The sequence below is a fragment of the Pseudomonas sp. A39 genome (genome assembly GCF_058145955.1).
Window position 1 is genome coordinate 1 of sequence record NZ_JBYVMD010000080.1, and the last position, 14,754, is coordinate 14,754.

Genomic DNA, 14,754 nt, shown 5'->3' on the forward strand with positions numbered 1-14,754 from the left:
GGGGTGGAAACCGGCAAGTACGACGTGGCCATCAACCATATCGCTATGACTGCCGAGCTGCAGGATCGGTTCGATTTCAGTGAGCCTTACAACGAGAAGCCTGAGCTGGCGATCCCGTTCCAGAAGGGTAATCCGGCGTTCAAGGCGAGCCTGGACAAGGCGTTGCAACGCTTGAAGGCGGATGGCCGATTAAAGGCATTGGCGCAGAAGTGGCTTGAAGGCGACACACCGGTAGCCAAGGCACAGTAGATCAACGGTGGGAGGGGGCTTGCTCCCGATTGCGGAGTGTCAGCGACTGCATGGTTGACTGATTCACCGCTATCGGGAGCAGCCCCTCTCCCACAATTTTTGATCTAGGTAGGGCTTGAGAGTTGGGTCAGGGCGGCGGCGGCCTCGGGGAGTTCCAGCTCGCTGAACACCTGTACCCCATGCTGCCTGAGCAGCGCCGTGGTGACGCCTTCGCCTGCCACCTTCACGCCCCTGAAGGTGCCGTCGTAGGTCTGCAGGTTACCGCACGACGGGCTATTGGCCTTGAGCACAGCGATGCGGATGTTGTGGCGCTGCACCAGCGACAATGCCTGGCGGGCGCCATCGAGGAACGCGGCGCTGAAATCTTCGCCCTCGGCGGTCAGCACCTGGGCACGGCCCTCCCACACATCCACGCCCTGCCCGCCCGGAATCTCCGCGGCCGGGCGCGGCGTCGGCAACCCGCCCGACACTTCCGGGCAGATCGCAACCACACGCCCCTCGGCCTGCCACACCGCCAACAGGTCGAATGGCCCGCTGGCCCCGCCGTCGTAGCGCACCTTGTGGCCAAGCAGACAGCGGCTGATCAGAATCTTTTGCATGCTTAAAACGGCTCGTTGCCCCGCCGGCGAAACCAGCCGGTGAGGGACAGGCGTTCGCGCGTAGCGGGCATGACTTCGTGGGGCACTTCGCCCGACAGGAACACCACCAGGCAACCGCCCGTGGGCACCACATCGTATTCGACGCCGTCCTTGAGGTACATGCGCAACTGGCCGCCATGCTCGGGCAGCCAAGCGTCGTTCAAGTAGATCACCGCCGAGACCATGCGCCGGTCATCGTCGCGGAAGCGGTCCAGGTGCTTGAGGTAAAACGCCCCCGGCGGGTACAGCGCAAAGTGGCTTTCGAAATCCTCAAGGCCGAGGAACAAACTGCGGTTCATGGCCAGGCGCAGGCTGTCCATCAACGCCATATAGGTGTCGCAGACCGCCGCATCGCCCTCTTCCAGCCACTGGATGTGGTCGCCGCGAATACCTTCGCGAATCTCCTGGGTCGGACCGCGTCCCACCGCTGCCGGAGCCAACTCACCCTCGGCTGCACGTTTATGGCACTCAGCCGCCAGTTCCAGGGTCAGAGCCTGGGGTAGGAAGCCGTCCTGCCGGGACCAGCCCTTTTCGGCCAGGTCGTCGACAATACGTTGCAGCAAAGGGTGATCGAGGGGTATTTGCATGGCGCGCATAGTATCCATACGCCTGTGAATCCGACAGAGCCGCCGAGCGTCTGAATACACTTTAGTCAGGTGACTGATAGGACTTCTCGACAAATCCTACGCCCGACACGGACAATAGTGGCCGACTGACAGGAGTCCATATGCGTCGTTTGTTTTTTTCATTGCTGATGTTCTGCGTTTTGCCCGCCTGGGCAGACGGCCATGACCAGTTGTACAAGGTCGCCGGCTGGGCCGAACAACGTGCACATTTCAATGACGCCCTCAGTGCCGCCCAGCAACGCTACCGCAATAGCCTGCCGCCAGCGGTGTACCAGGCGCTGGTGGACAACAGTAATAAACGCTTTGCCGCGCAGTCCATGGACCAGCGCGCCGAGGCGCAATTGCGCAAGAACCTGGCGGACCCGAAGCCCGCCCTGGCCTTTTTCCAATCGCCCCTGGGCCGCAAGATTGTCGCCGCTGAGTTGCTCGCCACGCGCCGCGACCAGTTGGCAAAAAACGCCCAGGGCCTGCCGAAAATCCAAGCCGACGCGACCCGCAGCCTGATCATCGGCCACCTGGCCCAGGCCCTGCCCGCCCGTGAAGCCGGCGCGGAAGTCAGCCTGGCGATTGCCGGTGTGGCGGCCGACAGTCTGAGCCAGATGATCCCCGGTTTGTTGGGCGGTGGTCAGGCCCAGGGCATGTTGAATGGCCAACGCGAGCGGCTGATGCAGCAGATCGACAAAGATCTGAACAACACGCTGTTGTACGTCTATCGGGATTTGTCTGACCCGGAGCTGGAAGAATTCGCTACGTTTGCGGAGTCGCCGGAGGGTAAGGCGTATTACCAGGCGGCGCTGGCAGCCATTCGCGCGGGCCTTGCGGTCGGCCAAAGCACCTCTAGCCTGACGCAGTAACAAATGAGGGAGAGGGCAAGCCCCCTCCCTCATTTGTTAGATTGAGTTACTTCAGGTGATCGGTGAGGTACGTGAAATACGCTTCGCGAATCTCCGGTATCTCATTCGCCAAATGGTGCCTGCCACGCGGCAGCATCAACACCTCGGGCTGGTCGAACTTGCTCCTTAGCACCTGCAAGTTGTGCTGCCAGTCCACCGTCATATCTTCCTCCCCCTGCACAATCACCGGCCGCCGAGGGCTGCGCGGTGCGGCTTCGATACGTTTGATCCAGCGCGCCAAGGCGCCCACCCAGGCGGTAGGCAGTTGACGCGGCTGCAGCGGGTCGGCCTCAAGGAAGGGCTTGAACGCGGGATCGTGGGTGTTCTCGCTGAACCGCCGCGCGATGCCTTTGACGAATGGCCGCAACAGGTAATAGCTGACCTGCGACCAGCCCCAGGCACGCGGCCGCACCAGTGGCGAGAGCAGGAACGTCTTGCCTTGGGCCGGGCTGTCAACGCCATGGTTGAGCACGTGATCCACCACCACCGCGCCGCCGGTGCTTTGCCCGAACAGGTGCCAAGGTTGCGGCAGTTGCAGTGCTTCGGCTTGGCCAAACAGCGCCTGCACCACCTGTTGATACACCGCAAAATCATCGATGCTGGCGCGCGCGCCGCTGGACAGGCCGTGCCCCGGTAAATCGCAGGCGATCACTACGAAGCCCTGGTCCAACGCCCAGTCCACCACATGGCGATACAAGCCCATATGGTCGTAGAAGCCGTGGAACATGAACATCGTCGCCACCGGCACGGGCGGCCACCACACTTGCGCGACCACCTCGAACCCGTCCACCTCGAAGCGTCCCAGACGGCTGACCACCGGAACGTTGCGCGCCGCCAGGTCCAGCCCGTAGAAACGTTGATAGACCCGTGCCTCGGCTGAAAGCGGCTGCGCATCCACCAGGGGCCGCAAGCTTTCGCGCAGATGATCGGGGTCAAAGGTGACGGGCATAAAGGGTTCCAGACTGACGGCGAAGATGAATATCGAGCTGCGATATTCATCTGTCAGGACAAGCATGGCAAGCTACGCGACCTTCGAGGATACATCTGAATGCGACAGCCCTACCGTACCGCCCTGTTCGCCAGCCTGATCCTGGTTATCTGCGCCGGCGTGCTGTGGGCCGCGTATGACTGGTTCCAGGGCCGCTACCTGCGCGCCTTCAGCGAACACACGGCGGTGTTTTCCGGTGACCCGCTGAAACTGCCTGCCGACCTCGCCGGCCCCGGCCCGATCCGCCTGGTGCACTTCTGGGACCCCGCCTGCCCCTGCAACGTCGGCAACCAGCAGCACCTGGGCGAGCTGATCGAGCACTACGCGCCTCAAGGCGTCGAGTTCTACGCCCTGCAAAAGCCCGGCAGCCACGGCCAACTGCCCGACAACCTGCGCCGCATGAAAACCCTCACCGCCCTGCCCGGTGCCGACCAAGTACCGGCCAGCCCGGCCGTGGGCATCTGGGACCGCAGCGGCAAGCTCGCGTATTTCGGCCCCTACAGCGAAGGCCTCACGTGCAATTCCAGCAACAGTTTTATTGAGCCGATCTTGAAGGCCCTTGAAGCGGGACGCGAGGTGAATGCCACGCACACTCTGGCGGTGGGCTGCTATTGTTCGTGGCCAACAGGCTCGTAACTCGCCACCCACTCTTGGTAAGGAATGTTCATGAAGCGCGTCTTGCGGGTTCTCGCGGTTCTTGTAGTGATGATCGCCCTCGGCGCAGGCGCGTACGTCTACAGCAAACAACCCACCCGCCAGGGCACGGTGACACTGGCCAACCTGCAAGGCTCGGTCACGGTGCGCTACGACGACCGTGGCGTGCCGCATATTCGGGCCGAGAATGAAACCGACCTGTATCGCGCCTTGGGCTATGTGCATGCCCAGGACCGCCTGTTCCAGATGGAGATCATGCGGCGCCTGGCCCGTGGCGAGCTGGCCGAGGTGCTCGGGCCCAAGGTGCTGGAGACCGACAAGTTGTTCCGCAGCCTGCGCATTCGCGACCGCGCGGCCACCTATGTGGCGCAGCTGGACCATGAGTCGGCGCACTGGAAGGCGCTGCAAGCCTATCTGGACGGGATTAACCAATATCAGGACAGCCACGCCCGCCCGATGGAGTTCGACGTGCTGGGCATCCCCAAGCGGCCGTTTACCGCCGAGGACACCATCAGCGTCGCCGGGTATATGGCCTACAGCTTTGCCGCTGCCTTTCGTACCGAGCCTTTGCTGACTTACGTACGTGACCAATTGGGCAGCGACTACCTGAAAGTCTTCGACCTCGACTGGCAACCCAAGGGCGCCCTCAACCTGGCTGCCGGCGATTGGCAGACCCTCGGCGCCATCGCTGCCCTGAGTGAGCAGGCCCTGGCCGACAACGGCCTGCCGCAGTTCGAAGGCAGTAACGCCTGGGCCATCAGCGGCAACCGCACCCAGAGCGGCAAACCGTTGCTGGCCGGCGACCCGCATATCCGTTTCTCGGTGCCGTCGGTGTGGTATGAAGCGCAGCTGTCAGCGCCAGGGTTCGAGTTGTATGGCTATCACAACGCCCTCGTGCCGGTGGCGTTCCTGGGGCACAACCTGGACTTCGGCTGGAGCCTGACCATGTTCCAGAACGATGACCTCGACCTCATCGCCGAAAAGACCAACCCGGACAACCCCAACCAGGTCTGGTACCACGGCCAGTGGGTCGACATGACAAGCACCGAGCAACAGATTGCGGTGAAGGGCCAGGCGCCGGTGACCTTGACCCTGCGCCAATCGCCCCACGGCCCGATCATCAATGACGTGCTGGGCGAAAACGCCGGCAACACACCGATTGCCATGTGGTGGGCGTTCCTCGACACCCAGAACCCGATCCTCGAAGGGTTCTACCAGCTCAACCGCGCCGACACCCTGGTCAAGGCGCGTGCGGCGGCAGCCAAGGTGTCCGCGCCGGGGCTGAACATTGTGTGGGCGAATGCCAAGGGCGATATCGGCTGGTGGGCGGCGGCGCAGTTGCCGATTCGTCCGGCCGGGGTCAACGCCGGGTTTATCCTCGACGGCAGCAGCCCCCAAGCCGACAAACTGGGCTTCTATCCCTTCAGCGCCAACCCCCAGGAAGAGAATCCGGCACGTGGTTATGTGGTGTCGGCCAACGCCCAGCCGGTTTCGCCCACCGGCATGGAGATCCCCGGCTATTACAACCTGGCCGACCGTGGCCAGCAGTTGAACGCGCAGTTGAGCGACAAGAGCGTGAAGTGGGACGTGAACAACAGCCAGGCCCTGCAGCTGGGCACCACCACCGCCTTCGGCCCGCGCCTGCTGGGGCCGCTGTTACCGGTGCTGCGCGAGACGGTCAAGGACCCGGCGCAGTTGAAACTGGTGGAGCAGCTTGCACGCTGGAAGGGTGACTACCCGCTGGACTCCACCAGCGCCACGCTGTTCAACCAGTTCCTGTTCAACCTGGCCGACGCCGCCTTCCACCCGAAGCTCGGCGACGGCATGTTCAAGACCCTGCTCAGCACCCGCGTGATCGACGCTGCCCTGCCACGCCTGGCCGCCGCGCCGGATTCGCCGTGGTGGGATGGCAAGCGCGCGGAGACCGTCAAGCTCGCCTGGGACAACAGCCTGGCACACCTCAAGGCCACCTTAGGGGATGATCCGACCCAGTGGCAGTGGGGCAAGGCGCACACCCTGACCCACGGCCACCCGCTGGGCTCGCAGAAGCCGTTGGACCTGATCGTCAATGTCGGCCCGTTCCCGGCGCCGGGCACCCACGAAGTGCCGAACAACCAGTCCGCCAATATCGGCCCGGCGCCGTGGCCCGTCACCTACGGGCCTTCTACGCGCCGCCTGATCGACTTCGCCGACGTGGCGCACGCCCTGACCATCAACCCGGTCGGGCAAAGCGGTGTGCCGTTTGACCGGCATTACGGCGACCAGGCGGAAACCTACATCGAAGGCGGTTACGAACAGGCGCATTTCACCGATGAAGAAGTGACGGCCAATACGCGCGGAACACTGAAACTGCTGCCCGCCAGATAACCGCTTGCAACGCGGTCAAACGGTGGGAGCGGGCTTGCTCGCTCCCACATTAGATCGGCGCCGCAAAGTTAAGCCGGAACTGTTGCGGCGTCACGCCCAGCCGGCGGTTGAACACACTGCGCATGTGCTGGGCATCACGAAAGCCGCATTGATAGGCCACAGTCTTGAGCGGCGCCGGGCTGCTTTCCAGCATCACCCGCGCCGCGTCCACCCGCGCCCGCTCGACAAACTCCGCCGGGGTGATGCGTGCTTCACGGGCAAACACCCGCGAGAAGTTGCGCGCGCTCATATTGGCTGCCTTGGCCAAGTCGGCAATGGTCAGGTCCCCCGTCAGGTTCGCCAGCACGTGCAGCTGCACCTGCGCCACCGCTGACGTGGTTTCGGCGTGGGGCGTGAGAAACGGGCTGAACTGCGACTGCCCACCCGAGCGCTGGGTAAACACCACCAGGCGCTTGGCCACACTCAACGCGACTTCCGGGCCATGATCCTGGGCCAGCAGATACAGCGACAGATCGATGCCCGCCGTGACCCCGGCCGAGGTGTAGAGGTTGCCGTCCTGCACGTAGAGGCGGTCGGCCTCAACCTGGGCGGTGGGGCACAGGCGCGCCAGATCAGCCGCGTCGTTCCAATGGGTGGTGACGGTTTTCCCATCCAGCAGCCCGGCTCGGGCCAGCATGAACGCGCCGTTGCAGATCGAACCGAAGCGTTGCGCACGCGCCGTGGCGCCCCGCAACCAATCATCGAACTGCGTGCCGAAGTCTTCGAAGGGTAACTGCGGGCCGCCAGCGACCAGCAGCAGGTCATAAGCGTGCAGGGCTTCGCTGTAGTGCCGGTGGGCCTGCAATGACAGGCCGTTGGAGGCGGCCATGGTGCCACGGCCAAGGCCAATCACTTCAAGCTGGTAATGGTCCTCAGGCGCTAGAAACCGGTTGGCCTCGCAAAACACATCCATTGGGCCGGTCACGTCCAGTGACTGGACGCCGGGGAAAATCAGGATGGCAACGGTTTTGCCCATGAACAACACACCTTCTCTAACTGAATAAACGCAATTGCCCTCCCACATTTTGATTTTTGCAAGGTTCGAGGGACCAATCGCCTGCTACACCCTAGCTGATCTTGCCTTGGCACGATGTGGCTGCACATTGGCCGACATCGCTTCCTCGCCGCGCTAGCCCCTCCACGGGCACGCGACCAGACTGGATGCTTTCCAGAGGAGAACGCCCATGACCACCACTATCGCCGGCATCCAGATCCCTGACAGCGCCCTGGCCAAGGCCACCACCGAATACATCCGTGACGTCGAATCCGACCTGCTTTACCACCATTCCCGCCGGGTATTCCTGTTCGGCGCGTTGAGTGGCGAACGCAAGCAACTCGCCTACAATCCGGAGCTGCTCTACGTCGGCGCGATGTTCCATGACCTCGGCCTGGTGGAAGGCCATCGCAGTAACGACGAACGCTTCGAAGTGGACGGCGCCAACGCCGCCGCGGCCTTCCTCAAGCCTTACGGGCTGAGCGATGACGACATCGAACAGGTGTGGTTGTCCATCGCCCTGCACACCACGCCGGGGGTACCGCAACATTTGCGTCCAACCGTTGCACTGGTGACTGCGGGTGTCGAGATGGACGTGCTGGGCATGGACTACGCCGCGTTCAGCAACGTGCAGCGCGACGCCGTGGTGCATGCGCATCCACGCGGTGAAGGGTTCAAGGAGTGCATCATCTGCGCGTTCGCCGACGGCTTGCGCCATCGCCCACAGACCACGTTTGGCAACGTGAAGACGGATGTGCTGGCGGATCAGGAGCCAGGGTTCCGGCCGATGAATTTTGTCGAAGTCATCCGCAAATCCCCCTGGACTGCTTAACCAACAAGCCAAACCCGATCCATGTAGTGAGCGGGCTTGCCCCGCGCTGGGCTGCGGAGCGGCCCCAAAACCAGGCACCGCGTTCTTTCTGAAGGAATGCGGTGCCTGCAAAAGGGGCCGCTCCGCAGCCCAGCGCGGGGCAAGCCCGCTCACCACAACAAGCCCGCCCACCACAGCGAGCTTGCTCACCACAGCAGGCCTACTCACCACAGCGAGCCCGCTCACCTCAGCAGGCCCCTCCCACATTGGGTCCCCGTTCCGGGTTTTAAACCGGTGCAGGCGCCCGACGCTTGTCCGGCTGCTGCCAGCCATCTGCCGCTGCTTCTTCGATGGCTTGCTGGATCGCCTTCTTGCGCATCTCTTCCGCACGGCGGCTGAAGAACCACACCAGGAAGGTCACCAGCGACACCGCCAACAGGATCAGGCTGGCCACGGCGTTGATCTCGGGTTTAACCCCAAGACGCACCGCCGAGAACACTTCCATCGGCAAGGTCGTCGACCCCGGCCCCGACACGAAGCTCGCCAGCACCAGGTCATCCAGGGACAGCGCGAACGACATCATGCCGCCCGCCGCCAACGACGGCGCGATCATCGGGATGGTGATCAGGAAGAACACCTTCCACGGCCGCGCGCCCAGGTCCATCGCCGCTTCTTCGATCGACAGGTCCAGCTCACGCAGGCGCGCCGACACCACCACGGCTACATACGCCGCGCAGAACGTGGTGTGGGCGATCCAGATGGTGACGATGCCACGTTCCTGGGGCCAGCCAATCATCTGCGCCATGGCCACGAACAGCAGCAACAGCGACAGGCCAGTGATCACTTCCGGCATCACCAATGGCGCGGTCACCAGGCCGCCGAACAGCGTGCGGCCCTTGAACTGGCTGATGCGCGTCAGCACGAACGCCGCCAATGTACCCAGCGCCACTGCCGCCACTGCCGTGTAGCAGGCGATTTCCAGGGAGCGGGCCACCGAGCCCATCAACTGGGTGTTGTCCAGCAGGCCCACGTACCACTTGATCGACCAACCGCCCCACACTGTGACCAGCTTGGATTCGTTGAACGAGTAGATCACCAGGATCAGCATCGGCAGGTAGATGAACAACAACCCCGCCACCAGCATGAAGCTTGAGAAACTGACGCGCTTCATATCTTGCCCTCCATCTCTTTGGCTTGGCTGCGGTTGAACAGGATGATCGGCACGATCAGGATCGCCAGCATCACCACCGCCAGGGCAGACGCCACCGGCCAGTCACGGTTGTTGAAGAATTCTTGCCACAACACTTTACCGATCATCAGGGTTTCCGGGCCGCCCAGCAGTTCCGGAATCACGAACTCGCCCACCACCGGGATAAACACCAGCATGCAGCCGGCGATGATGCCGTTCTTGGACAGCGGCACGGTGATTTTCCAGAAGCTGTTGAAGGTGCTCGAACCCAGGTCGGATGCGGCTTCCAGCAGGCTCTGGTCATGCTTCACCAGGTTGGCGTACAGCGGCAGGATCATGAACGGCAGGTACGAATAGACCACGCCGATATACACCGCGATGTTGGTGTTGAGGATCTGCAGCGGCTCGTTGATCAACCCCATGGACATCAGGAAGCCATTGAGCAAGCCGTTGTTGCTGAGGATGCCCATCCACGCATACACGCGGATCAGGATCGCGGTCCAAGTCGGCATCATGATCAGCAGCACCAGCACGGTCTGCATCTCTTTGCGCGCAGTGGCAATGGCGTAGGCCATCGGGTAGCCGATCAGCAGGCACAGCAGCGTGCTGAAGAACGCCATTTTCAGCGAGCCCAGGTACGCGGCGATGTACAACTCGTCGCCCGCCAGCAGGCTGTAGTTCGCCAGGTTCAGCACCACCTGCAGCTTCTGCTCAACGTAGGTGTAGATCTCGGTGTAGGGCGGGATCGCCACGTCGGCTTCGGCGAAGCTGATTTTGAGGACGATGAAAAACGGCAACGCGAAGAACAGGAACAGCCACAGGAACGGAATCCCGATGACGACCTGCTTCCCGGTGGGGATTATGCGGTTCAAGCGGCGCTTGAGCTTCTTGGTGTTCATGAGCGAAGTACCACGCCGCTGTCGTCTTCCCACCACACGTAGACCTGGTCACCCCAGGTCGGCCGCTGGCCACGGCGCTCGGCGTTGGCCACGAAGGACTGCACCAGCTTGCCACTCGGCAGCTCCACGTAGAACACCGAGTGGCCACCCAGGTAGGCGATGTCGTGCACCTTGCCGCTCGACCAGTTGTGCTCGCAGGTCGGCATTTCGGTGGTAACCAGCAGCTTTTCCGGGCGGATGGCGTAGGTCACCGATTTGTCTTCCACCGAGGTGGCGATGCCGTAGCCCACGTAGATATCACGGTCCAGGTCCGGGCACTTGAGCACCGCGTGGCCTTCGGCGTCGTCCACCACTTGGGTGTCGAAGATGTTGACGTTGCCGATGAACTCGCACACCAGGCGACTGGTAGGCGTTTCGTAGATGTCGATCGGGCTGCCGATCTGGGCGATCCAGCCCAGGTGCATGATCGCGATGCGCTCGGCCATGGTCATGGCCTCTTCCTGGTCGTGGGTCACCATCACGCAGGTCACACCCACGCGCTCGATGATTTCCACCAACTCCAGCTGCATCTGCGAGCGCAGTTTCTTGTCGAGGGCGCCCATTGGCTCATCGAGCAGCAGCAGTTTCGGGCGCTTGGCCAGGGAGCGCGCCAACGCCACACGCTGACGCTGGCCGCCGGACAACTGATGCGGCTTGCGCTTGGCGTACTGGCTCATCTGCACCAGCTTGAGCATCTCAGCCACACGGGCGTCGACCTCGGCCTTGGGAATCTTGTCCTGCTGCAGGCCGAACGCGATGTTCTGCGCCACGGTCATGTGCGGGAACAGCGCATAGGACTGGAACATCATGTTGATCGGCCGCTCGTAGGGCGGCATGTCGGTGATGTCCACACCGTCGAGGTAGATGCGCCCCTCAGTCGGGCGCTCAAAACCTGCGAGCATGCGCAGCAAGGTGGACTTGCCCGAACCCGAACCGCCGAGCAAGGCGAAGATCTCACCTTTCTTGATTTCCAGGGACACATCGTCCACGGCAATCGTCTCGTCGAACTTCTTCGTGACCCGGTCGATTTTGACCAACACCTTCTTCGGTGTCTGGTCGCCCTCGAGGGCTTTCTTATAGGCGCCGGAGGCAACTGCCATTTACGAAACTCCCAAAAAAAACAGTGCAGTTCGCCCGAGGCGGGCGAACCCAGGATAGTTTGAGCCTTACTTGCCCGTCTTGACCTTGGTCCAGCTACGGGTCATCAAACGTTGCACTTTCGGGGGTAGCTCGAAGTTCACGAATGTCCGGTCGAGTACCGCCTGCGGTGGGTAAACCGCTTCGTCGGTGCGTATCGATTGCTCCATCAGTTTGTCCGACCCAGGGTTAGGGTTGGCGTAACCGACGTAATCACTGACCTGGGCGATCACCTCAGGTTGCAGCAAATAGTTGATGAAGGCGTGGGCCTCTTTGACGTTGGTCGCATCCTTGGGGATGGCCAGCACGTCGAACCACAGGTTGCCGCCTTCTTTCGGAATGGCGTAGGCGATGTTCACGCCTTTGCCCGCCTCGGCCGCGCGGGCCTTGGCCTGGAACACATCGCCGGAGAAACCGGCCGCCACGCAGATGTTGCCGTTGGCCAGGTCGGAGATGTATTTGGATGAATGGAAGTAGGTCACGTAAGGACGCACTTTCAGCAGCTTGGCTTCAGCCTTCTTGTAGTCTTCAGGGTTGGTGCTGTTGGGATCAAGGCCCATGTAGTTGAGCACCGCCGGCAGCATTTCATCCGCAGAGTCCATGAACGACACGCCGCACGTCGCCAGCTTCTTCATGTTTTCCGGCTCGAACAGCACGGCCCAGGAGTCGATATGGTCGACGCCCAGCACTTCTTTCACCTTGTCGACGTTGTAGCCGATGCCATTGGTGCCCCACAGGTACGGCACGGCGTACTGGTTGCCCGGGTCGTTCTTTTCCAGGCGCTTGAGCAACGCCGGATCGAGGTTGGCGTAATGTGTCAGCAGCGACTTGTCGAGCTTCTGGAACGCCCCGGCCTTGATCTGCTTGCCGAGGAAGTGGTTGGACGGCACCACCACGTCGTAGCCGGTACGCCCGGCCAGCAGCTTGCCTTCCAGGGTTTCGTTGGAGTCAAACACGTCATACACGGGCTTGATGCCGCTGGCTTTTTCGAAGTTGGCCAGGGTGTCGGTGCCGATGTAGTCCGACCAGTTATAAATATGCACAGTCGGTGCGGCCTGCACGCTGACAGCCAGCGTGATACCTGCACCCACCAGCAAGGCTTTGCGAAATAAAGAAATTGGCACGTGGAGGTCCTCTTAAATAGTTGGGCCTTAAAGTTGTTGCCCGGCAACAAAACCGGCGCGCAACTTACCCTCGATAAACCGATCCGGCAAAACTTTCTGGCATTTAATGTGTGGGAGGGAGCTTGCTGTGGTGAGGCGGCTTGTCCACCGCCGGGTTCACCGCAGATCGATGGGGCTGCTTCGCAGCCCAGCGCGGGGCAAGCCCGCTCACCACATTTCCCCCTCCCACAAGGTTCAGGGCTTATTTACCGGACTTGATCTTGGTCCAGCTGCGCGTCATTTCACGCTGGGTTGCGGCTGGCAGGTCAGCAATGGCATAGAGCTTGGCTTGCACGTCTGCTGGCGGGTAGATGCCCGGGTCGCTGGTGATGTCTTTGTCGACCAGTGCGGTGGCTTTCGCGTTACCGTTCGGGAAACGTACGCTGTTGGTGATCGAAGCCATTACTTCCGGCTTCAACAGGTAGTTCATGAATTTGTAGGCGGCGTCGACGTTTTCGGCATCTTTAGGGATGGCGACCATGTCGAAGAAGCTACCGGCGCCTTCTTTCGGAATGTCGTAGGCCACTTTCACTTTGCCACCGGCTTCAGCCGCGCGGGACTTGGCCTGCTGGATGTCACCCGAATAACCCACGGCGACGCAGATGTTGCCGTTGGCCAGGTCGGAAATGTACTTGGACGAGTGGAAGTAGCCGATCGAAGGACGGATCTTCAGGAACAGCGCTTCGGCTTGCTTGAGGTCGTCTTTCTTCTGGCTGTCGGTCGGCAGGCCCAGGTAATGCAGCGCGATCGGCAGCATTTCGGTTGGCGAGTCGAGGAAGCTCACGCCGCAGCTTTTCAGCTTGGCGATGTTCTCAGGCTTGAGCAGCACGTCCCAGGAATCGATCTTGTCCACGCCCAGCGCAGCCTTGACCTTCTCCGGGTTGTAGCCGATGCCGATCGAGCCCCACATGTACGGGAAAGCGTGCTTGTTGTCCGGGTCGCTGACCGACACGGCTTTCAGCAGGGATTTGTTCAGGTTGTCGTAGTTGGACAGTTTGGTCTTGTCCAGCTCCTGGTAGACGCCCGCCTTGATCTGCTTGGCGAGGAAGTTGTTCGACGGTACGACGATGTCGTAACCGGACTTGCCTGCCAGCAACTTGGCTTCCAGGGTCTCGTTGCTGTCGAACACGTCGTACACCACTTTGATGCCGGACTCTTTTTCAAAGTTGGCGATGGTATCCGGCGCGATGTAGTCGGACCAGTTGTAGACGTGCAGCACTTTATCGTCTGCCTGGGCCGCGCCCGCCATTGCGCCCATCAGGGACAAGGCGAGGAGGGTCTTGCCAGCGTTCTTCAAACCTAATGCCTTCATTTGGTGATGCTCCAATTTTTCTTTTTTGGGCCACGTTCTTACAAGGTTTTGCGGCCCGTCTAAAGGGCAACAAAACAGGGCGACAGTCTGGCAAGTTCTGAGGCCGGCTTTCAACCAAAGCCTCATCTATAACTGCTCGGTACACAGCGCCCGAAAGCCGCTGCGCACTGAGCCTAGCACTTAGCCCTGCAATGCCGCCAAAGTCAGGTCCAGGCAATGCCGAGCCTTGGTCACCAGCTCGTCAATCTCGGCCTGGCTGATCACCAGCGGCGGCGAAATGATCATGGTGTCGCCCACGGCGCGCATGATCAGGCCATTCTCGAAGCAGAAGGTTCGGCAGATCATGCCTGCGCCCTTGCCTTCGTAACGCTTGCGCGTTGCCTTGTCCTGCACCAGCTCAATCGCACCGAGCATGCCCACACCGCGCACTTCACCCACCAACGGGTGATCCGCCAGCTCCCGTAGACGTTTCTGCAAATACGGTGCCGTTTCGTCGTGAACGCGGTTAACGATTTTTTCATCGCGCATGATGCGGATGTTTTCCAGGGCCACTGCCGCCGCCACCGGGTGGCCGGAGTAGGTGAAGCCGTGGTTGAAATCGCCACCTTCGTTGAGCACGGCCACCACATCGTCGCGCACGATCAAGCCGCCCATGGGGATGTAACCCGAGGTCAGGCCCTTGGCGATGGTCATCATGTGGGGCTTGAGGTCGTAGAAATCGCTACCGAACCACTCACCGGTCCGGCCGAAACCGCA

General features: G+C 61.6%; 15 protein-coding genes. 5 read left to right on the forward strand and 10 right to left on the reverse strand.

The annotated features are described in order from the left end of the window. Positions 1 to 249 (forward strand): transporter substrate-binding domain-containing protein (locus tag AC3ZU9_RS30230; protein WP_490091734.1); only part of this gene is annotated, 249 nt, incomplete at its 5' end. A gap of 104 nt (positions 250 to 353) precedes the next feature. Here AC3ZU9_RS30230 and AC3ZU9_RS30235 read toward each other — a convergent pair. Together AC3ZU9_RS30235 and AC3ZU9_RS30240 are read right to left on the reverse strand one after the other, a co-directional pair. Then, positions 354 to 848, reverse strand: a complete 495-nt coding sequence (locus AC3ZU9_RS30235) for a 2-thiouracil desulfurase family protein (protein WP_490091735.1) — start codon at positions 846 to 848, stop codon at positions 354 to 356. A gap of 2 nt (positions 849 to 850) precedes the next feature. Further along, a complete protein-coding gene (locus AC3ZU9_RS30240) occupies positions 851 to 1,483 on the reverse strand; it encodes a 2OG-Fe(II) oxygenase (RefSeq protein WP_043206041.1) in 633 nt (210 codons plus the stop codon). 131 nt (positions 1,484 to 1,614) lie between these two features. On the opposite strand from AC3ZU9_RS30240, the gene AC3ZU9_RS30245 reads away from it, so the two are divergent. Further along, on the forward strand, positions 1,615 to 2,367 hold the full coding sequence (locus AC3ZU9_RS30245) for a DUF2059 domain-containing protein (protein WP_015886406.1): 753 nt from the start codon (positions 1,615 to 1,617) through the stop codon (positions 2,365 to 2,367). 46 nt (positions 2,368 to 2,413) lie between these two features. On the opposite strand, the gene bipL is transcribed toward AC3ZU9_RS30245, so the two are convergent. Beyond that, positions 2,414 to 3,355, reverse strand: a complete 942-nt coding sequence (gene bipL, locus AC3ZU9_RS30250; protein ID WP_046034916.1) for a phospholipase BipL — start codon at positions 3,353 to 3,355, stop codon at positions 2,414 to 2,416. Positions 3,356 to 3,454: 99 nt separating this feature from the next. On the opposite strand from bipL, the gene AC3ZU9_RS30255 reads away from it, so the two are divergent. After that, positions 3,455 to 4,030, forward strand: coding sequence for a DUF6436 domain-containing protein (locus tag AC3ZU9_RS30255; protein ID WP_046034914.1), 576 nt, complete (start codon positions 3,455 to 3,457; stop codon positions 4,028 to 4,030). Between the two features lie 30 nt (positions 4,031 to 4,060). Continuing rightward, positions 4,061 to 6,415 (forward strand): penicillin acylase family protein, encoded by a 2,355-nt coding sequence (locus tag AC3ZU9_RS30260; RefSeq protein WP_490091736.1) that lies wholly within the window; start codon positions 4,061 to 4,063, stop codon positions 6,413 to 6,415. Positions 6,416 to 6,464: 49 nt separating this feature from the next. On the opposite strand, the gene AC3ZU9_RS30265 is transcribed toward AC3ZU9_RS30260, so the two are convergent. Continuing rightward, positions 6,465 to 7,430: a GlxA family transcriptional regulator gene (locus tag AC3ZU9_RS30265; RefSeq protein WP_093542575.1), complete on the reverse strand. Its 966-nt coding sequence runs from the start codon at positions 7,428 to 7,430 to the stop codon at positions 6,465 to 6,467. Between the two features lie 208 nt (positions 7,431 to 7,638). Between AC3ZU9_RS30265 and AC3ZU9_RS30270 the strand changes: the two genes are divergently transcribed. Next, positions 7,639 to 8,280: an HD domain-containing protein gene (locus AC3ZU9_RS30270; protein ID WP_320399955.1), complete on the forward strand. Its 642-nt coding sequence runs from the start codon at positions 7,639 to 7,641 to the stop codon at positions 8,278 to 8,280. A gap of 265 nt (positions 8,281 to 8,545) precedes the next feature. On the opposite strand, the gene AC3ZU9_RS30275 is transcribed toward AC3ZU9_RS30270, so the two are convergent. The 6 genes from AC3ZU9_RS30275 to AC3ZU9_RS30300 form a co-directional block, all read right to left on the reverse strand. Further along, positions 8,546 to 9,430, reverse strand: a complete 885-nt coding sequence (locus tag AC3ZU9_RS30275) for an ABC transporter permease subunit (protein ID WP_015886412.1) — start codon at positions 9,428 to 9,430, stop codon at positions 8,546 to 8,548. Further along, positions 9,427 to 10,308, reverse strand: coding sequence for an ABC transporter permease subunit (locus AC3ZU9_RS30280; RefSeq protein WP_232504883.1), 882 nt, complete (start codon positions 10,306 to 10,308; stop codon positions 9,427 to 9,429). Before AC3ZU9_RS30280 ends, AC3ZU9_RS30275 begins: the two co-directional genes overlap by 4 nt. Before the next feature lie 35 nt (positions 10,309 to 10,343). After that, positions 10,344 to 11,486, reverse strand: a complete 1,143-nt coding sequence (locus AC3ZU9_RS30285; RefSeq protein ID WP_003195240.1) for an ABC transporter ATP-binding protein — start codon at positions 11,484 to 11,486, stop codon at positions 10,344 to 10,346. A 66-nt stretch (positions 11,487 to 11,552) separates the two neighbouring features. Next, entirely contained in the window at positions 11,553 to 12,647 is a 1,095-nt protein-coding gene (locus AC3ZU9_RS30290; RefSeq protein ID WP_015886414.1) for a polyamine ABC transporter substrate-binding protein, read from the reverse strand. A 241-nt stretch (positions 12,648 to 12,888) separates the two neighbouring features. Beyond that, complete coding sequence (locus tag AC3ZU9_RS30295; protein ID WP_015886415.1) at positions 12,889 to 13,983, reverse strand: polyamine ABC transporter substrate-binding protein; 1,095 nt, start codon at positions 13,981 to 13,983, stop codon at positions 12,889 to 12,891. Between the two features lie 195 nt (positions 13,984 to 14,178). After that, positions 14,179 to 14,754, reverse strand: a 576-nt coding sequence (locus AC3ZU9_RS30300; protein WP_490091737.1) for an aminotransferase class III-fold pyridoxal phosphate-dependent enzyme, incomplete at its 5' end; no start/stop codon positions are given.